The 20,056-nt window shown below is 66.2% G+C and carries 8 protein-coding genes and 1 pseudogene; 1 reads left to right on the top strand and 8 read right to left on the bottom strand.

The window, feature by feature from the left end; translation table 11 throughout:
* Positions 1-148: 148 nt before the first annotated feature.
* The 5 genes and pseudogenes from J2853_RS06270 to J2853_RS06250 form a co-directional block, all read right to left on the bottom strand.
* Positions 149-870: pseudogene (locus tag J2853_RS06270) on the bottom strand (transposase).
* 866 nt (positions 871-1,736) lie between these two features.
* A complete protein-coding gene (locus J2853_RS06265) occupies positions 1,737-7,712 on the bottom strand; it encodes a DNRLRE domain-containing protein (protein WP_307555892.1) in 5,976 nt (1,991 codons plus the stop codon).
* Between the two features lie 561 nt (positions 7,713-8,273).
* Positions 8,274-12,482 (bottom strand): SbcC/MukB-like Walker B domain-containing protein, encoded by a 4,209-nt coding sequence (locus J2853_RS06260; protein WP_307555890.1) that lies wholly within the window; start codon positions 12,480-12,482, stop codon positions 8,274-8,276.
* Positions 12,479-13,828, bottom strand: coding sequence for a DUF2398 family protein (locus J2853_RS06255; RefSeq protein WP_307555888.1), 1,350 nt, complete (start codon positions 13,826-13,828; stop codon positions 12,479-12,481). Before J2853_RS06255 ends, J2853_RS06260 begins: the two co-directional genes overlap by 4 nt.
* Positions 13,821-15,359, bottom strand: a complete 1,539-nt coding sequence (locus J2853_RS06250; RefSeq protein WP_307555886.1) for a TIGR02677 family protein — start codon at positions 15,357-15,359, stop codon at positions 13,821-13,823. Before J2853_RS06250 ends, J2853_RS06255 begins: the two co-directional genes overlap by 8 nt.
* 462 nt (positions 15,360-15,821) lie before the next feature.
* On the opposite strand from J2853_RS06250, the gene J2853_RS06245 reads away from it, so the two are divergent.
* Entirely contained in the window at positions 15,822-16,613 is a 792-nt protein-coding gene (locus tag J2853_RS06245) for a carbonic anhydrase family protein (RefSeq protein ID WP_307555884.1), read from the top strand.
* Positions 16,614-16,740: 127 nt separating this feature from the next.
* Here J2853_RS06245 and J2853_RS06240 read toward each other — a convergent pair whose 3' ends face one another.
* The 3 genes from J2853_RS06240 to J2853_RS06230 form a co-directional block, all read right to left on the bottom strand.
* Positions 16,741-16,995: a hypothetical protein gene (locus tag J2853_RS06240; RefSeq protein WP_307555881.1), complete on the bottom strand. Its 255-nt coding sequence runs from the start codon at positions 16,993-16,995 to the stop codon at positions 16,741-16,743.
* 16 nt (positions 16,996-17,011) lie between these two features.
* Positions 17,012-18,436: a hypothetical protein gene (locus J2853_RS06235; RefSeq protein WP_307555879.1), complete on the bottom strand. Its 1,425-nt coding sequence runs from the start codon at positions 18,434-18,436 to the stop codon at positions 17,012-17,014.
* 109 nt (positions 18,437-18,545) lie between these two features.
* The gene (locus tag J2853_RS06230; RefSeq protein WP_307555877.1) at positions 18,546-19,847 is read right to left on the bottom strand and encodes a cytochrome P450; all 1,302 of its coding nucleotides are present in this window, start codon (positions 19,845-19,847) and stop codon (positions 18,546-18,548) included.
* Positions 19,848-20,056 lie beyond the last annotated feature (209 nt).

The raw sequence follows: 20,056 nt of genomic DNA, 5'->3' as shown, positions 1-20,056 counted from the left end.
TGACAAGCTCAATCGGATTGATCACCCGGCTGGAAAAAGATCGTGCCCCTGCCGGTCGACCGGGAGATAGATCGCTGCTGGGATGTCTTTTTCACCCTCAAGCGGTCTCTGCGACGCGGTGGTTTTGAAGGACCGCGATGGCCTTGCACTAGTGACCGGCCTTGCCGGGACCGCAGCGCAGCTTCCGGAGGATCTTCCAGCTCCTCAGCTGGGCATCGGCGCGTTCACCGGGACCGCGGAGCCTGGCGTGGGAGCGATTGGCCTGCTTCTGCGACGCGGGCTTGTTCTTGCCCTTGTACGGCGTGGCGACCGGACCCTCAGCCCCCTGATACGCCTTGTCGGCCAGGGTGATGATTCCGGCCCGCTCCAGCGCACGCAGGATGCCCCAGATACGGGCGGCACTCAGATCATGCGCCTTGCCCGGCAGGGCTCCAGAGGTCCACAGGATCGTCCCGTCCGGTGAGGCGATGACCTGGACGTTCATTCCATGCACGCGGTGCTTGCCGGAGAGGTACGGCCGGTCGGCCTTGACCCGGTCGGTGCGGATCAGCGTGCCGCCGGCACCAGGTAGTGCACCCCGTCCCGTGTGGCCTTCCGCAACGCCTGGCCGAGCTTAGGCGAGCGCGCCGACAGCAACGCCACCGTCTCCTGCACGTACCGCCACGCGGTCGCCGTCGATACCCCGAACCCGGCTCCGAGTTCGGTGAACGTCTCGCCTTTGCGCAGGTGGACCAGCACCAGCAGGGCCTGTCGTCCGGGGTTGAGCCGCCGCCAGGGCGACTCGATCGCCTGGCGGTGCCGGCGGATCAGGCCGGCGACGTAGTTCGGCGTTGAACGCGACACATCGACGGCAGCACGATGGAACAGCATCCGAAGCTCCTGGTTGTGACGGGCGTGACTGTGGTGATCAACCCGTCTACCAGGGGCTTCTCTGCGTCGTCAGGCGAATAACGGCCTTGCGATCAGGCTGTGACCAGCAGCTCGCCGCCAGAGGACGAAGAGGTTCACTGTCATAGCAAAGGGGTTGTGAATAGTTATTTCCAGCTCATCCGAAAAATGATCGTTACGGCCAGAATGTTTCTGGGATTATATATCCGGCATGAACTCCACCAATCCAATCTTCGTCGATCGCCCGCCCCGTGACTCGGCCGATTAATTTTAATGCTGACGTAATACTCTCTTTCCATCTGTAATTGGCGCCGAAATTTAATCCTTCCATGTAGGCGTCTAGCGCATTGGGATCAGATCCCGATCTTGTCTCAGGACTCAGAAGAGGCAACTTGGTAATAATCTTTCCGCTAACAATATATTGGAGATCTTCGGGGCCTTCCGTCTCAAGCAGAGGCCATCCTAAATAAAATAGACGCCCTCCATCGGCGCTAAGAGAAGCCTGCGGTCCGATTGACGCTATATGAAGTCCTCCAAGCTGGACGATCTGAGTCCATCCTGGGCCCTGAGAACCGATCCACACTGCCCCTCCTAACATGACATCGGGCCCTAGGCCGTTCTCTATATCCTCCCAAGAGCATTCAATCATGGAACCGGGATCGACACGGAGGCGCTCCGCTACTTCTCCTACAGAAAGTCCTTCACACCATGCCCCCATGAAGGACTCCGCCATCCCACAAGAATCCATAAGGTCCCATATATCAGTGGACGAATTCACTCGTCTATTCCTCTCATGCCGTGGCGGCGTCGCCGGAACGACCGTTCCGGCGACGCCGCCACTTATTTACTTAATTAATAATTCGTATCCAGAATTTATTTTCTCCACCGACGCGATAGCGTGAATAGAATGCAGCCAGCTGTCGACCGTGGTAGCCATTCTTTTTGGTATTCACCGCCATGATCGCATAGTGCCCGTTGGCTTTCGCTGCCCCATTCTGCGTGGACCCGAAGGGATACTCGTCGCATTGTTGGCTGTTTGCAGTTCGGTTGGGGTAATAAAGATCGCATGGACCTTTTATGGTCGTACGGTTCGCAGTTACTTCGCTCTCTTTCGTCGTTCGAATTAAAGCCGTTCCTAGCGGCTTATCGCCCGGCCCATAGTTGCCTGGAATGTTTTTCGGCTGAGGAGTCCCGTTTAGTGGTGGATTGGTATTGGCTGAGTCCTTAAGCGCCTTGTCAATGTTTTGTACGGGACCGTTGTTAACTTCATGAGAAGGTATCGGGTTGCTGATGTTGAAGTCGCTGCGACTCATGGTAAAGATCCGGTCCGCTGCGGGGAAGATGCACGCTCCCTTGTGCTTGTAGTAGTCCTTCCCTACTTTGTTGCCCATCACCTTGCTGTCGCAACGCACGTGTGGAGATTGCCGGTCGTTATAGATTCGGGTTTCCGGCTTATTCCAGAGTGGGATATCGGTGTCAAGTACACCGAGAAACTTGTCCTCGTATAGAATCCAAGGCTCTATCGTACATGTTGCGATTGAACCGGTGCCGTCGTTCTCTCCACCAGTCGACTGGAGAGTAAACTTATTATATCCGCTCGTCTTCCAGGCGCTAATGGGTTTTTTGTGAGGAAGGGTAGTAGATCCTTCCTTCAGATCGCATTCGGAGTCGTCTGAGGCTTCCCTGTCGATCTCTAAGCTCAATATATCGCTGTCGTTGTCGTCCGTCAGGTTGCCGTCCACATAGTCACGGATATCACTTATTTGAGTGAAGATAGTGATATCTCGAGGCTTTTGAGTTGTGTCGGCGCCACCTATAACACCAGTTTCATATGTATTGCCAAGATAGGTGTGCATGACAACGGTCGCTTCTAACACCGTCGCTGTGTTGCTATCCGGCATAGGGATCGGCCTACCAGCAGCGACGCTTTTAACTCGGTCTATCTCCCACTCTCCCCATCCGAGCCATTTCGTCCAACATCCACTGTAAGGGCGAACTTCAGCAAACCCCTCGGCAGTGTGATACAACCCGCTTGGCGTGAGCTTTTCGTTGCAAGTTTCGATCGAGTGGCGTTCGTAGTCGAATTTAGGGACTACGGGGTCCGCCATTGACGAGGCTTCTACGCCCTTCTTGGCAGGGAGAGGAAATTTTACGCCTGAGGCGCTATAAGCTGCGATATCAGACAAAGATGCAATCTCAGGTGCGGCCAATACTCGCTGATAGGCACGCACCTCGTCGAGATCACCGATCATGCTGGTTCCCAGCGTCATGGCAGTATCAGCATTCCAGGCGGTGAAGCTGACCGGTCCAGACTTGACTGGGTCACCATTAAGGTACAATGTCGCAGTTTTAGCCGTGGCGTTATACACGCCGGCGAGATGGAACCACTCATTGACCGGCGGTTCGACATCGGAGAGCGCACCCTCGGTTGTCGCATCAGTGGTGTCGGCGCTGGTGAAAGTGAAGAGTAAGCCGCGGTCGGGGTCATTTCCTAGCCGGAACGGCGCCTGGTGGACACCCTTCTGTTCGATGACCGTGTAGTCGCCGTCCTTATCGTTCCATCGCAGCCAAGCGGCAACGGTGAAACTCTGGTCGGTATGGATCACTGGCCCGGTGGTCTGTGCTAGCGGTTCCTCACCGGGGTGAATGACGTCTACTGCGACCTGCTGCCAGTCCGACCAGGCCGAGGACGATTCTCCAGCAACCGCGCGAGCGCGCCAGCGCACTAGCCAGCCATCGGTCAGCTTGCCGCCGGGGACGGTGATGGTGGCCTGGGTGCCAGAGTCGACATTGTCGACGGCGCCGGTCCAGATCTGGCCGGTGCCCTGTCCGGTGGCGGCCGGGTCGTGCTCGAGTTCGAACTCAGCCCGGACCGGATGAGTGCCAGGGTCGGTGACGGTGGTGAGCAGCTTCGGGGTGAGGCTGGTGGTGACGGTCTTGCCGCCCACCAGAGTGGAAGGGGTGACCTGGAACTGGCCGACCGTCGGGTCGGGCACGTCGATGGTGGCCTGCTGCCAGGCCGACCACGCCGAGGTGGCAGTAGCCGAGGCCGCACTGGCGCGCCAACGGACCTTCCAGCCGTCGGTCAGCTTTCCTGCCGGGACGACGGCCGTGGCCTGAGCACCGGAGGCCACCGCGGTCGAGGTTCCGGTCCAGATCTGGCCAGTGCCCTGCTCGGTGGCGGTGGGGTCGTGCTCGATTTCGAACTGGCCGGTCAGGTTGCCCCCTGCGGTGTCGGAGACAGTCGCCGCGAGTTGCGGGGTGGGGGAGGTGACCGTCGTGATGCCCGCCACGTTCTGCGCCGGGGTCACCGTCAAACCAGTGATCGCCGGAGCTGAAGCCGATCCGGAGGTGGTGATGGTCAGCTTGGGCGGAGAGTTGAAGTCGAAGGTCTCCTCGGAGGCGGGGAAGACCCGGTAGTTGTCGGCGGTGTTGGCCTCGTTGGGGTGCTGTAGCACCAGGCCGTGGTTGGCGGCGCCGGCGGACCAGTCCTGGGCGATGGCGGTGACCGGCCACTCCAGCGGAGTCGGCTCGCAGCTCGGGTTGAGGGCTGCCCTGTTGATTTGGGCGTCCTCGGCGGTGGAGGTCGGCTTGTTGGCCCAGTAGAGGTTGTTCTCATCCCACGCCGAGGTCAGGCGTCGGGCTTGGATGCCCGGCCCGACCGTGGCGCCGCAGCCTTGGGCGTCGATGTTGAGCAGCGACAGCTTGGCGTCGGTCACCGCGGCGCCCGCCAGGGTGGCGGTGTCGAAGCGCAGGTGCACCCGGGACAAGGTGCCGAACATCCGCCCGGCCATCAGATAATCGCCATTCGGAATGGCCGGCTGGTTCGCGGTGTCGGTGGCCCAGACCTCCACATCATGGTTGAACGGCAACGTGGTGGTCGGATCCACCCGCACCGGATACTTGGTGGCCGGGTCGGTGAGGAACGTGTGGTCGGGCTTGAGCACCAGCTCGGTGCGGCCGTCCGTGGTCACCACGTCGGTGGCGATCTTCGCGTGCCTGGCCTTGGGCAGGCGGCCCTTGGTGCTGGCATCCCACATCACCGGCTGCGGCGCCGACGCCACCAGCTTCTTACTCCTACTACCAGTGAGCAGCAGGCGCCCGCCCTTACCCTCTGATAGTGCCAAACCTCCGGTCTCCACACCGATGCGCAACTCCAGTGGCGCGGCAGGCCGCTCGCGCAGCACCACATCATGTCGGAACCCGGTCGGCAACACGGTCACCACTAGGTCTGCGCCGCGGCCTGCGGCGTCGGCGAAGGTGGCCACATTCTTATTAAGGTTCGGCTTCGACAGCGCTGTGGGCCAGCGCAACGCGTAGGTCTGCCCGTCGGCGGCAGTCATCTTCACGAATGGACCTGTGCCGCCGCTAGAGACCTCCACTGCGGCACCAGTCTTGATCGCCTTTGGCTGCATCACCCCGCCTTTTTCGGTTAGGGCGGTGTCGATTGGCACCCAGGCACCGTTTTGCTTGGTCCGCACCGGGCCAGCAGCGATCTCTGTCCTGAACGACTTCCCATCGGGCAGCGCGTAGGTGACGCTCGTCTCGGTAGTTTCCCCGGCGACTTGTATCTGCTTACTTTGTTCCATTGCCGTCTGCGAGGCGGCAGCACGTTCCCGTGTCTGAGAATCAGCTGAGGGAGCCGCATTTTGCATTTGCACGGGAGGCGCATTTGAGATTGCGCTGCCGATCTTTCCTGGAATCCAGGCTGATGAATCATTCAGTGTTGCGTTGTGGTCGTGTCCAGAGGAGTCAACTGCGATTTTCCCCGAACCTTCATCAAAGGACCAGTGGCCCCGCTCGTTCGCGTCAAGGGTGCCAAACGACCAAGAATGGGGAGCCATTACAACATCCCACAATGTGTAGGCTCCGCTCGCCTCAGCGGTGTAAGTGGTTCCTTCTGTGAGAGGCCCGCTAGGAGTGAAGGTTAAGACCTTGTTGTCGGCGTCCATTGATGTGGTGCCGTCGATCGAGGTACCAGCCGCGTCCCTTAAAAGGAGGCGGGCCCCGTCGACGCTCTCGCTAAAAGTAACTTTTACCTGAGCATCTCGGGAAACCCGCGTAGCGTCCTTGGCCGGGCTTGTCTCGACCACAGTCGCCGGTTGATCGTTTTCGACCTCAGGATCCGAATCCCAAGTCTCGCCTTCCTGCGGCCGGATGTTATCGGGGTTAACCTGGTAGGCCGTTCCTCTACCATTTTCTAGGGCGATTGAGCCATCGACGGTGATGGCCGGACCTTCGCTTTTTCCTGGATCAATCTCCGCTGCTATTGCCTCGTCATAGGTAGGCAGGGTGGTTCGCCGCTGATCAAACCCGAAAACAACTTTGACTTTTTGCGCGGGCGTGAAGTCGACGGTGAGCTTGGGAGCATGGGCGCCCGGGCTGCAGCAGGTGTATTCCTGGGTCCGGTAGCGGCGCCAGTTGGTGATGTCGGATTCGTTGCCGGCGGCGAGTTGGAAGCCGTAGTTCGGCTGACCGTCGGCCCAGGCCTGGACGATGTCGTTGACGGAGTGGATCAGGTCATGCTCGTAGTTCATGTAGCCGCGGGTGCAGCCAGGGAGATAGGCGCCGTACTCGGTGTTCGCACCCGCGCTGGTGGCCAGCGGCTGGTTGTTCCACGTCAGGGTGGAGACATCCCAGCGCTGGGTGATGCGCAGGGCGGTGATACCGGATCCGACGAACTCGCCGCAGTCGTTGGACAAGTGGTTCCACAGAACCAGGTCGGCATTGTCGACCGTTCCGTTCCGTAGCGGGGAGTCTGCGGGGATCTCGTCGAAGCGGATGTAGCTGCGCCAGCGCACCGACCCGCTGTTGGACTTACCCACCAGGATCCGGTCCAGGCTGCTGTTGTAGTAGCCGTCCTGGTAGTCCAAGCTGTTGACGAAGGTGTCATTGCCCAGGGCGGGTTCCCACCAGTCGGAGTCGATGGCCATCAAGGTCACCGGGTAGGAAACCGCCGGATCGGCGAGGAACGTCATGTCGGGGGTGAGCACCAGGGTGGAACTGTCCTGCTCCACCCTGACGGCGGCCTTGCCGACCTTGCCTGCGTCGATCGGCCCGTTGCCATCGGCGGCCACAGCGTCGAGCAGCGGCGCCGGCCGAATGTCGGCGATCTTCTTCTTGCCGTCCTCGGCCAGCAGCGTAGGCTGCCCGGCAGCGTTCGTGCCGTAGGACATGCCCCCGGGCAGGTCCACCGGAAGGCGGAAGGTCAGCGGGCCGGTGGGCCGCTCACGGATGATGATCTGCTGCCGGAAGCCGGTCGCGGTCGCGGTGACCACCAGGTCTACGTCTTCGCCGTAGGCGGACTGGTAGGTGGCGGCATTCCCGGTGAGCTTCGGCTTGGGCAGCTTGCCGGAAGCGGCGATCTCCGCGGTGCCCTGTGCACTCTTGCTCTTCAACAAGGCGGTGTCATCGCCCACCGACAAGGTCAGCTCGCCTCTGACGGCTTTGGGCTTGATGACCCCGTTTTCCTCAATGAGGGTGGTGTCGATCGGCGTGAAACCGTTGCCCTTGGCCTTTTTGACCCGGATGGGCTGCGCGTGCTGTTCCATCCGCAGGGTTTTGCCGTCGGGATTGGCGAAGACCGTCGTGGTCTCGGTCTGCTGAGAGGGGATCTCCACGCGCTTGCCGGTCTTGGCGGCTTTCTCCTTGGCGGCTTCCACCACCTTGTCCACAACCGGCGTACCACCCTTTGGTGCGGGTGCGGGTGCGGGTGCGGGCTGCGTTTGGGCCGGAGTCGGTGTCGGTTCCTGCTGTGCCCATGATGGGACTGCAGCCAAACTGACGATCAACATCGCCGACAGTCCTGCCGCAAGGACGTTCACGAATCGACGTTTGCTGCGTCTGTGATGAGGTAAGGGGGGCGAAGTCTTTCTTACCCCTGCGTTCAATGACACTAATACTCCTGCGTGCATGATTATGGCCCGCACGGCAGTGCGGGGCATGCGAACAAGGATTCGACTCGCAGGAAGTTATCAGTAAAATTTACTCAAAGAAAGAGAAACGATCAAGCCAAATGATCACGGGTGGTGGAGTGAACGGCAAACATGAAAAGGTATAACGATCAAGGGAAAATTAGCCGGCGGGCGTGTAGAGCAACCACGACTCCGTGGCTGCCATCGGTTTGATGGCGCAGCACCACACGACGATGTTTTACAGATCCTCCGCTCCAGCGGCCGCGATGGCGGATGCCCCAAAAAATCCAGGGCGAGCTGCCCGCGCCATAGCCCGGCGGCTCATGCGTCCGCGCCGCTGGGGTCAGTGGCTTCGCCAGCAGTGCCGACCAGCGCGTAGCAGTGAACCTTTTTCCACCCCCTGGGGACGGGCCTACCGGTCACAGCGTGATCGTGACTCTGACGTCCGTGCGACACCTCAAGCCCTGGCCTTCAGACCGGGGCCGTTGTCTCCTCGTCCTTGTCCTCGTCGAGTCCTTCCGCCGACTCCAGCAGGCCGGCCTCGAGCGGCACGCGTCGGGTGGGGGCGAACCCCAGCAGTTCCCTGGCCAGTTCGTCGTTGCCGGAGAACCCCGCCCCGGAGTCGATGAGCTCGCTTCCGTCCCACAGGACGAGCATCGCCGAGACCGTGTGGGAGGCCTTGTCGCTGTGCATGTCGTAGTGGGCCGCCGCGGGGACCGTGGCATACCGGACCCACAGGTCATGGCCCGTCATGAACACGTCCAGGTCATACCGTACGGTGAGCCCGAGCAGGTCCGGCTTGTAGACGTCGTCGATGCCGGCGAACGCCTCGTCGAGCGCGATCATCCGGGGGCAGGTGCTCGAAGCGGACGAGTAGATGGCGTTCGCCGCGGCGAACAGCGGCAGGTGGATCGCGGCGGACTTCTCCCCTCCCGACATCTGGGAGTGACGCTTCTTGCTCAGCTTCACGTCGTCCTCTCCGGGAACCTTCAGCCGCAGCTCGAAGGAGCGCCAGGTCCTGTAGTCCAGGACCGTGGAGAGCACCTCCCTGTAGGTCGCCCTGGGGTGTCCGGCCCGATACTCGTGGATCATCTTCCGCAGAAGGCGGCGCAGACCGGCCAGCTGCTCGGAGCCGAGACCCTCCTGTCCCAGCAGCTCGGAGACCTCCTTCTGCAGATCTGTGATCTTGTCGGACACGACCCAGCGAATGCCCACCGTCGTACCGGTCGACATCGGCCTGGATCTGGTGTCGGCGTCCATGCCCTTGACCAGGTCTCTGGCCACGAAGACCCGGTCGAAGATCTGCTGGGACAGGCCGGCCAGCAGCTCGTCCTCCAAGACGGTCCGCTCCCGCTCTTCCAGGAGGAATCCCTGCTCTTCCGCGCGGTCGGCGATGCGCCGCGCGAACTCGGCCACCGGGTGGCGGCCGTCGGCGTCGAGGACCTGCACGACGACCACGGAGTCTCCGGGCTCCCAGTCGAGCCGGTAGTCCTCCTCGCAGGCGTTGAGCGCGTCGTTGAACTCCTTGAGCGCCTCCGTCATCCGGTCGCGAACGCCCTTGCGGGCCGTCTCCCCCGCCGACCGGCCCCTGGTGGCCGCGTCATAGAGGCCGAGGAGTTCGGCCGTGCCGTCCGGCAGGACGGAACCGACCGCCAGGGCGGCCTCCTGCTCGGACAGTCGTTCGACGATCTCGGCGGCGACCTGCTCGGGCGGGGCCCACCGGGTACGGTCCGGCCAGGACGGCGCGACCCCGATGTCGAGGACCGGCCGCAGGTCCGCATGCGCGAACGGCGCGAACGACGCGAGCTGATCGAGCAGTTCCCTCAGTGCCTCCCGGAGGGAGATCCCGCCGTGCTCGTACGTCGATTCGGCCTTGACCAGGGCGTCGTGCTCCCTGCGGGCGCGCTCGTCCTCGGCCTGCCAGGTGGCCTTGGCCTCGCTCAGCGACCGCTCCGCCTCGCCGATCTGACCCAGGATCTCCTGGAGCGGTGCGCTCAGCGTCTCCTCCAGGGCGGCCAGCCGCTCCGCCGCGCCCAGGTGTGCCTCCTCCTTCTCCACGAGGGCCGCGGAGGCGTTCTTGTGCTCCGTGTCGAGGCGCGCGATCGTACGGCGACGCCCGGCGAGGTCCTGTCCCAGGGTCTCGACTCCGGTGAGCCTCTGGCCGAGCCCCTCCGCCGCCCTGGTGAAATCGGCGATCGCCCGGGCGATCGTCTCGACCTCCGCCGCGTCGGAGGGCATGTTCCGGTCCGCGGCGGTCTGCCGGAGCCTGCGCCGCTCGGCGTCCACCTCGGCCGTGGTGCCGTCCAGAACGGTCGCGGCCTCGAAGCGCTCCATCCGCGCGGCCGCCAGCAGCGTCGACTTCTCGGCCAGCACGGCTGTGGTCTTGAGAAGGTTCTTGGCCATGGGCCGTAGCTCGACCCGGGCTCGGCCGATGTCGTCCAGGCGCCGCTGGAGCGCGTCACGCTCCGCCTCGCCGCGCGCCCGCTCCTGGGACCCGGCCTGAATCCGTCGTTCGTATTCGGCGATCCTCGCCTTTCTCCGAGTCGTACGGTGGGTGGCGCCGATGTACTCCGGCGCCGCCTTGGGCTGCGCGCCCAGGTGAATCCCGGAGCTGAACTGCCCCCGCCCGCTGATCGCGGGCGCCGGGGAGGTGACGGTGAGTTCGTCGGTCAGCGCGATCGAGCCGAGCACGTCGGAGACGATCTCGGCGGGAACCGGACCCTGCTCTTCGGGAACCAGGACGCTCGCCAGGGTTCGTCCCGCCGGCCGCCGCCCGGCCGGCGCCGGCAGCAGGTAGGTGTCGGCTTCGGCCATCTCCAGGGCGGCCTCGGTGAGCCTCGGATCGGGGTGGATCCAGGAGGTGAGCAGTCCGGCCGCCTCCAGCGCCCCCTCCACGGCCGCGGCCTCGGTGTCCGGGACCCCGTCGGCGAACCGGACGAGCTGCCAGAGGGCGGCTCCCGGCCGTTCGTCCCGGGCGGCGTGGCGGGTGGCCGCGAGCGGGGGCGCGTCGTCGCGTTCGGCCGCGACCTCGTCCCGCGACGCGGTGAGCCGTTCGAGCTCCGCCGCGAGCTCACCCAGTTTGGTCTCCAGCCCGGCCACCTGGGTGACGAGCGCCGTGCGCCGTGCTTCGGTCAGGTCTCCGAAGACCTCGCCGAGGCTCGGAGCCCCGGCCTCCCCCAGGTGAGCCAGGCTCTCGACGAGGACCGCGACGTCGGTGGCACTCGCCACGGGATCCGGGTGATCCCCGGACCACCTGCCCGCCCAGGCGCGCAGGTCCTCCTCCGCCCGAGCCCGGACTTCGGCAAGCTCCCGCTCGGCACTCTCGCAGGCCCGCTCGCCGGCCTCGATCTTCGCATCCACCTTCTGCAGGGCCTGCTCCGCGTGCCCGCGGTCCCGCTCCGCCTCGCCAAGCGTCGCGAGCCGTCGCCGTACGTCCTCGACGTCCTCCAGACGGGCGGTGGCCTGGGCACGGGCCTCCCGCAGGTCACCGTCGTCCGGGACGGTGAGCCCGGCGAGCCCGGCGGCTTCGGCCATGTCGGAGGACTGCCGGCCGACCGCCTCGCGAGCGTTCTTGAGCTGCCGCTCGACCTCGCCGGCTTCGCGGTCGAGATCCACGATGTGCGCGGCGGCCCTGGCGTTCGCCTCCCGCTCCCTGGCGATCTCCTGGGCTCCCTGGCCGACCTGCCCGCGCAGGCTGTCGAGCTGGCCCTGAGCGGTGTAGGCCTCGTGCTTCTTGAGGCCCTCCAGCCTGCCGACGAGCCTGTTCTGCTCGACGCCCGCGACCCTGCGGGCCTCCTTGGCCTCGTCCTGGGCGGCGCCCGCACGGCGCATCTCGGCCCGTGCCTCGGCGATCGCGGTGGCGTGTCCCACCACCTGCTCGGTGCGCGTTCCGATCCGGTCGAGGTGGAAGCGCGCATTGACCCTGAGGTAGTCGGCGTAACACCCCAGAAAGGCACGGGCGGCGCCGTCGGCCGAGGTCAGGTCGTCGACCAGCCGCTGGACCGCCGCGAGGTTCTCGAAGTCGCGGGCGGCCTGCTCGACGAGGTCTTCGGTGACGGGGCTCAGCCCCGCGGTGAGGGTGTCGGAGACCTTCCCCGGATCGAGGTCCTTGGCCAGCAACGGCCTGCGCAGCGCGAGCAGCAGGTCGAGCAGTTGCGTGTAGCGTTCTCGCCCGAGACCGAAGAGCGCGGCGTCGACGGCGTCCCGGTAGTCGGTGGCGCTGTCGTACCACGCCTCGGGTTCAAGGACCCGCTTCAGCTGCTGCTCGGTCAGCGGCCGGGAATCCTCGGAGAGCAGCCCGAAGTCGATCCCGAGCCGTTTGGCCGTCACGAAGAAGGACGTCTTGACCGCCGGCCGGTCCTTGTGGGCGCGCAGCGCGATGATCAGTGTGACGGTCCGTCCGGCCGCCGCGAACTCCATCCAGACGAATCCGTACTCCGATTCCTGTCCCCGGTACAGGAGGTTGGACTTCATCGTGCGGTTCTCGCCGCTGAAGGGATCCAGCCGGCGAGCGTCGACCACTCCGTCCAGGACGAAGGGAAACAGCACCTCCAGGGCCTTGGTCTTCCCGGAGCCGTTGTGCCCGCGCAGCACCAGCCTGCCGTCCGCGAACACGAACTCCTCGTCCGTGTAGTCCCAGATGTTGATCAATCCGGCCCGGGACGGCCTGAACCGCGTCACACCGAACCTCCTTCGAAGACGTCGAGCTGGCCCTCGGGCGGTGCCGGGATCGCCAGGGTGATGTTGCGGTAGCGGACCGCCGCCGGAAGCAGCAGCACCCCGCCGGGAACGGGGCGCACCAGGCGCAGGTCCGTGAGCAGGAGGAGCGCGGCGTCGAGGAGCCCCAGCGGGTCCTGTTGCCAGGCTCCGGTGAAGGAGGCCGCGCCGAACTGTTCGTACAGCTCCTCGATCAGGATTTCCAGCCTGTGCCGTTCGACCAGGACCAGCCGTTCGGGGCGCTGCGGTGGCGCGGGAGCCCGCTCCGCCGACGACCACGCCAGATCGTGTACGACACCGGCCCGCGGCAGCGCGGAGTCGATCCGCAGGAGCAGATCCTGCTGTAGGTCGGCCTCCGCCGGAGGCTCCACCGCTCCGAGCGCGCCCGGCTCCTCCAGGACGTCGGCGAACCTCGCGAGGAGGAGTCCGGCCGCGCGGTTGACCACCCCGCCCCTGCCCGGGAAAGGCCTGTCGGTGAACCTTCCGCCCGGATCCGCGAGCAGGACGCCCTCCGCCCGGCGTTCCACGACCAGACCGGTGAGCCGGGCCAGGTTCTCCACGACGTCGTCGCGCCGGAGCACCGCGGCCGTCTCCGCGTCGAGGTCGGCGTAGTAGACCACCGGCTGCTCCAGCAGGAGCCTGCGCGCCCGTCTCTCGGCAGAACCCCCCCAGCCCTCCAGCAGCCCCGCCGCGCTGGTCAGATGCTGCACGGGGCGAGCGGGCCTGAAGATCGTCGCGCAGATGTCGTGGTCGATGTCGTACAGGGCGTCGGCATCTCCGCCGTCGCCGCGTGCCCACGCCTCGGCCGACCCGTCGGACAACCGCAGCGCTCCGCGCTCCACCAGCCAGCCGAGCACGTCCACCACCGCCCCCTTGTGCCCGGGGACGACCGGATCGAAGCCGAGACCTTCGATGGAGTTGGCGACCGGGCCGAACAGGCGGACCAGGTCGGCCAGGCTGATCTCCACCCGTGACCTCTGGAAGGACCCGAGCACCAGGCAGAGATAGGCCAGCCGTCTGCGGTCGAACGCCCTGCCCGCCCTGTTCGTGAAGATCTTCACTCGTGACGGGTTCAGAGTGTCGAGCCGGCGGATCAACCGCACCTGATGGGTCGTCGCGATCAGGGTGTAGCCGAACAGCTCGCGGAAATCCCGGGTGAGCTGGTCGGCCCAGGGCAGTACCCGGTCCAGCATCCCGGGCCGGGGGTGAACCACCGTGATCAGATCGCTGGTGAGCACCAGCCGCACCGCGTCCTGGTAGGCGCCGAGGTCGCCGATCTGGACATCCGCCGCCGCCTGTGGTTCAGCCATGTGCCCTCCCGGAACGCGGGACGATCTCCAGGGCGAATCCGGGCAGGTGCAGCGTGCCGTGAGGGGTGCGGACGCTGCTGCCCTCCGGCTCCGGCACGAGTCTCATCACCACGGTGTCGTCACCTCCGGACCCGGACGCCAACCGGCCCGCGACCACCGAGCGGGCTTCCAGCGCGCGGGTCAGCAGGGCCAGCAGTACGCGGGTCTCGGCCTCGTCGAGAACCCGGCCGTGGGCTCCGTTCGCGGTGAGGCCCTGGGCGGCCTCGCGCTCGGCGGCTCTGGCCGCGAGCTGCCGCCGCCGCAGATCCGCTCGTACCCCCGTGTCGGTGCGGACCGGCTGTGGAAGCCCCGGACCGGCCTGCCTGCCCGTCCGGAACGGCGTGAGGGCGACCTCGATGCCTGGCGCGTTCCACCACGTGGCCCGCGGCGAGATCTGCTCGGCGTCATCGTGGGCTCCACCGAGATGCCGCGCCGAACTCAGGTTGAACGCGGCCGTCGTCAGCGCGTAGGCGGCGTCCTCGTCCGGCGTGTTGTAGATCCACTCAGCGAGGTGCCTCAGCTCGGAGGCCCTGTTCACACCGCCGCGCTGGGCTTCGGTGAGCTGCCGGAGCAGGGCGATCACGCCTGACACCGCGGACCTGGTCGCACGGCGCAGCTCCGCCGCTCCGAACGCGGAGCCGGGCATCGCGGTGAACCAGGCGCGAAGCGCCTCCCACCGGCGCTTCCAGTCTTCGATCCGCTCGAGGTCGCTCAGGAACGGCCTGTCGTCGGCCTCGGCCGCCCTGATCAGCATCGTGTTGACACCGCTGGCCTCGACCTCCCGCACGGCCCGGTCCAGCCGGGGCAGGTAACGGTCGAGCTCCGCCATGAAATCGCTCATGTGCGTCAGCAGGGCGTTCTTGTAGCGGAGGAACAGCTCCGGCGAGGCCTCGGTCGAGGTGACGATCTCGCCGAGCGTCACGTGGAACCGGGCGGACCGGCGGACCATGTCCTCCATGACCTGGTCCAGCCGGGAAAGCCGCCGGTAGACCTGGTCCTCGTCGCCACTGCGGTTCGCCGTGGCCAGCGACCGGAGGTCGTCGAGGATGTCCGAGAACACCAGCCGGGACAGGTTGACGTCGCGGACCCTGACGGCGAGCACATCCTCCACCGCGGTGAACGCCCGGTAGCCGAGCTCGCTGAACTGGTAGACCGACTGCCTGTTGCGGTAGCGCGCCAGCGTCCCGGCCCGGGAGGCGTCCTCAAGCCGGTGGATGATCTTGTCGTCGGCCAGGGCGTCCAGCCGGTTCCGCAGGGCCGCGTCCAGCTGAGGGACCTCGTCGTGGATCGACGCCAGCTCCCGTAAGGCCGCCGCGACGTCCTCGCTGTCGACCTGAACCCGATGCACCGCCCGCAGGCGATCCATCGCCCGGAGCACCCACAGGTAGGCGACGTGATCGTCTCTGCGCGTGAAGTTGAACAGCTGGAACCGGTCGCCGACCGCCAGCGCGTCCAGGTCCAGTGCTCTGCGGCCATCCGTTGAATCTGTCATGTCAGGCAGCAAGTATTCCGCAACCGGAGAACACACCAGGCCCTTACGCCCCGATCAGCGAACTCTCTTTCGAAAAAGGGGGTGAGCCCTCTCTCCGGCGAACGCGCATTCGAACCGCGACCGGAGGGCAGGACCTGACGTCAGAGCGGACGAGAGACCGCGCCACCCGCCCGTCCGCCTCGTGAACCCGCCGCTCCCCGCGATCGGCGGACGTCTCCGGACTCGAGCGTCCGGCGCCCGGCCCGGCCTCGCGCCGGACGCCTCCCGTCACCGAGCGCGACGTCTCGGCCACGGGTAAACGACCGCTTACTTGTGGTCGTTTTGATCTCGGCTCAGCGCGTCAAAGGTGATCACTTTTCGGTTACTGTGTCCGACGCCCCTTATGTCGCCCAAATGCGCGTGAGACCCATCTGATCTCCACAAGTTACGCATTGGGCGCCCCCCGCATATGAAAGGCCACCGTTGCGCCGTCGCCTTGCCCGGATAGCGGCAACCGCCGCCATCCCGCTCCTCCTCGCCGGATTCTCCACCTCCGCACAGGCCCACGACAAACCCCGATGCCAGAGCACCGGAACCGACGAAGCCGTCGAGAGCCCCATCGAGATCGACCGTTCGGCCGCGTGCCCGGGCAACCGGTCCACCCTCGCCATCCACTACCCGCACAGCGTGGACGGGACAGTTCTCTTCCAGGACAAACCGCCGCTCGGCGGCCAGCCAAGCGAGCATGACGACGTCCGGTTCGTCATCGCGAGCCAGGATCCCCAGCCGTACGTCACCTTCAACGGCGAGCGGTACAACTTGAGCAATGTGCACTTCCACGGCCATGCCGAGCACAAGTTCGCGGGCCAGCCCTTCGCTCCCCTGGAGGCGCACCTGGTCCACGAGAGGGCGACCCTGCCGAAGGCCTACGTGGTCTTCTCGGTTCTCATCGACTCCGCGAACCTCTCCAAGCCGTCCGAGCTCGACCGCCTGATCGCGTCCCCGCCCGCGCCGGGCGCGTCCAAGACCCTCCACGACATCGACCTCAAGGCCCTGCTGCCCGCCGACCACAGCACCTACCGCTACACCGGCTCCCTCACCACACCGGATGAGATCCAGAACTATTTCAAGCCGGTGAACTGGGTGGTGTTCGATCATCGGGTGAAGGCCGGGCAGAAGAACGTCCAGGCGTACAGAGCGCTGTGGGACGCCGACGGCAACCGCAGGGAACTCCAGGTCAACCTTCCGGCCCCCAGGGTCTACGCCTACCGGTAACGGCACGCCGTCCCGGGCTCGGACCGCTCCGTGAAGGACTTCGCGTCCGTCCGCACAGGTGCCGTTCGCACCGTGCGGCCGGAAGCGATTCCGGGCCGGTCGCGTCACGAGCCGCGGGATGCCGGCGTCACCGCGGCGGTCGGCGACGCGCCTGATCGGCGTGGGCACGCAGCCGGGTCGCGGCCTCGGCCAGGTCACCGGAGGCCACGACGCAGGCGTCGATGTGGGCCTTCACGGTCTCCCGCAGCCAGCCGGGCGCGACACCCTCCCCGCCCAGCCGGGCCTCGATCTCGCGGAGGCGTTCGGCGCACTCGGTGAGCACCCGGGCGTCGGATCGCAGGATCCCGGCATGGACGGCGATCACTTCGGAAACGGCGGGCATCCGGATGCTCCTTCGGTCACATGCGGTCTGGGACACGGTCGAACAGCAGGTAGGCCTGTGAGCGGGTGACCGTGCCCCGATACGGCGTGAGCCGACGGTCGATCCGGTCGCGGGCCTCGGGCAGATCGTTCGCGAGGTTGGCGGTGTAGTGCTCGATGCCGTGGCAGATCGGGAACAGGTGCGTCGAGTCGAAGTAGTCCACCACGTACCAGTCGGGGTGCAGGTCGAAGCAGTTACCCGCGCCCTGCCCGTCCAGGGTCGGGATGATGTCGTGCTGGTTGGTGACGCTGGCGACCCAGGTTCGGGGGTCCACCGGTTTCTTGAAGTCGATCGGCGATCCGACGGCCACGGCGTGGGTGACGGTGTAGCGGGCGCAGAACTCCGTGTCCTGCGCCAGATTCATGATCGCCGCACCGCCGGCGCTGTGCCCGATCAGGGCGATCTCGTCTCCCCGCGGAACGCCGAAGTCGTCGATGGCTTTGATCAGTGCGCGGCTGTAGGGGCTGCTGTCGAGCACGACGCTGCTGAAGGCGCCGAGCAGGTCCTGCGGAGAGTCGTTGTCGGGCCTGCCGGGTCTCATGCCGGGCGCCTGGACGACGTGGCGCGTCACCCCGTCCGGACCCGTCACGCTCTGGATGAGTATCCGCCCGGTCGTGCCGATGACGGCGATGTTGAGGAGGAAGTCGAGCAACGAGCCCTCCGATCTCAGCCGCGCGGCCTCGCCGGAGTCCAGCTCCAGCCGGCGCACGGCCCCCTCCCCCCTGTCGAGGGCCGCTATGGCCCTGTTGCTCATGCCGATGATCGGATCGGCGCTGGCATATCCCTTTCCGGTCGCGATCAGCCACGCGGTGGTGTCGTTGAGCGGATTCTCGTCCAGCAGTGCCCGCAGAGCGAGAACCTCGCCGAAGACCGGGGCGAGCTCGCTGAGAGTCCGTACCGCGCCGCGGTCCTTCAGCAAGGCGCGCAGCGCTCGGAGCGACTCGACGTCGCGGTCGGCACTTACCGCTTCGATGAGCCTGCTCAGCAACGGATCGTCGGCCAGCTCCGGATGGTCCAGGGTCACGGCGGTGATCCGCAACCGCAACGAGGTCGCCAGGATGAGGACGGCCACGCTTTCCGCGCCGACCATGCCGCCGAGCCTGGCCGCCAGGCCGCCCAGCCGGCCTCCGGCGACCGCGTATCCGAGTCCCTTCCGGTTCGTCACCGCGCGGAGCAGCGCGCGATGCGTCCGGTATCCCCCCGCCGGAGCGCGCAGCAGGGAACCGAGCACGGCGCCGTCGGTGAGCGCCGCCGTGACGTGAACGGACGCCTCCTGGACCGCCACCCCGATGTCCGCCAGCTCGCGGGCCGCGGAACGCAGCAGCTTCGCGGCCCTGACCTGGTCGGCCTTCCCGTGGACGCCGGAGTGGTGAGGGCTCTCGGAGGCTTCCCCGCCGCTCACGGCTCCTCCTGTCCGGGCAGGCCCACGAGACGCGGTCGCGGATTCTCGAAAACGACGCGGTCGAGCGCCTCCGGCGGCGTTCGCGTGGCTCCGGCGACGGGTGCCACCGTCACGCTTCCCTTCCGTCCGAGCCGAGTCCCAGGACGAACCGGTCGGGGAAGATGCCGTGGTCGCGGACGATCACTCCGTCCGGCGGCGGGAGCAGGCGCACCCCGGGGCGCAGGAACAGGCGGCGCACGACTTCGCAGATGACGGCTCTGGCGGGGTGCACGCCGAGGCACGCGTGATGGCCGTGACCGAAGTACAGCCGGTGGTGCTCCAGCCTGCCGGGGCGGAAATCGTCCGGCTCCTCCACCACGTCCGCGTCGAACATGGCCGAGGCCGGGGCGGCGAGCACGAACGTCCCCGCGGGGATGACCGTCCGGCGCGGGGTGCCGGCGGCGAGGACGTGGTCGCGCTCGCACACCCGTGGAAGCAGTTTGAAGAACGGGCTGAACCGCAGCGCCTCCCAGACGTAGCGGTCGAAGCGGGCGGGATCCGGATCCGCGGCGGCGTCGACGGCCTCCGCCCGCACCTGCGGGCGGAGCATGATCTGCTCCACCGCCTCCACCATGGCTCCCGGCCCGCTCTCCACGAACCCGAGGGGCAGCCCGGCCATGTTGATCAGTATTCGCTCGTCTCCGACGTCGACCTCGGCCGGAAGCGTCGTCCGGATGAGGCGCGTGAAGACGTCATCCGGCACCGGCCCCGCCTCCATGGCGGCCCGGCGTTCGGCGAGCAGGCCGCGCAGGTAGTGCATCATCTCCCTTCCCGCGCGGACCGACTCCGCCTGGATCGCCGGGTCGCCCTGGAAGTTGGCGAAGCCATCGGTGATCACGGCTCTCGTCCACCTCGACAGGGTCTCCGGCGTGGGGCCGGGGAAGCCGAAGTACTCGCCGCACACGCGCAGGGCGACGTGCCGGAAGAGCTCGCCGACGGCTTCGATCCGCCCTCGCCCCGACGCGGCGTCCAGGGCCTCGTCCGCGATCCGCCCCGCCAGCCCGCGCAGGCTCGCCGCGTCCTGGGGGGCGAGCATGACCTGCATCAGCCCCTTCTCCCGCCAGTTCATCGGCGTCGCGTCCCTGGCGAGCATGAACGGCCCGCCCAGCGCCGCGTCCAGGCGCGGGCCGAAGGCCCGGACCGTGAAGACCTCCTCACGGGAGAGCACCTCGGTGACGTCGGCGAAACGGGTCACCACGGTGAAGGCGGGCGTGACGAAGATCGGCCTTTGGTCACGGAGCTCCGCGAAGAGGGCACGCCAGTCCGTGCGCATCCATTCCCGGACGAGGGCGAGCGCGGACATCGGATCACGCGCCAGGACCGCGTCGTATCTCTCCAGATGGCCGCCCGTAGTCGCTTCGACAACACTCATGCCGCAGGACCCTCCGTCTCACCCGTGAACCGGCCGCCGAAGCCGGAACGAACAGAGATCATCACTTTCCGTAGCCACACTCCGAGCGGGCGAAACATTACCCCACCATGGCCACGCAATGTATCGGCCCGACTTCACGTGGTAATCGACTTGTCACTTCCAGGCAACTCCCGCCGCCCCGCGGCCCGCCCGTTGAATGGGCGACCGGA

This window comes from Streptosporangium lutulentum (assembly GCF_030811455.1).
Taxonomy (GTDB): Bacteria; Actinomycetota; Actinomycetes; order Streptosporangiales; family Streptosporangiaceae; genus Streptosporangium; species Streptosporangium lutulentum.
Note: the sequence above shows the minus strand (reverse complement) of the source record. Positions and strands in the feature narration are given on the sequence as shown.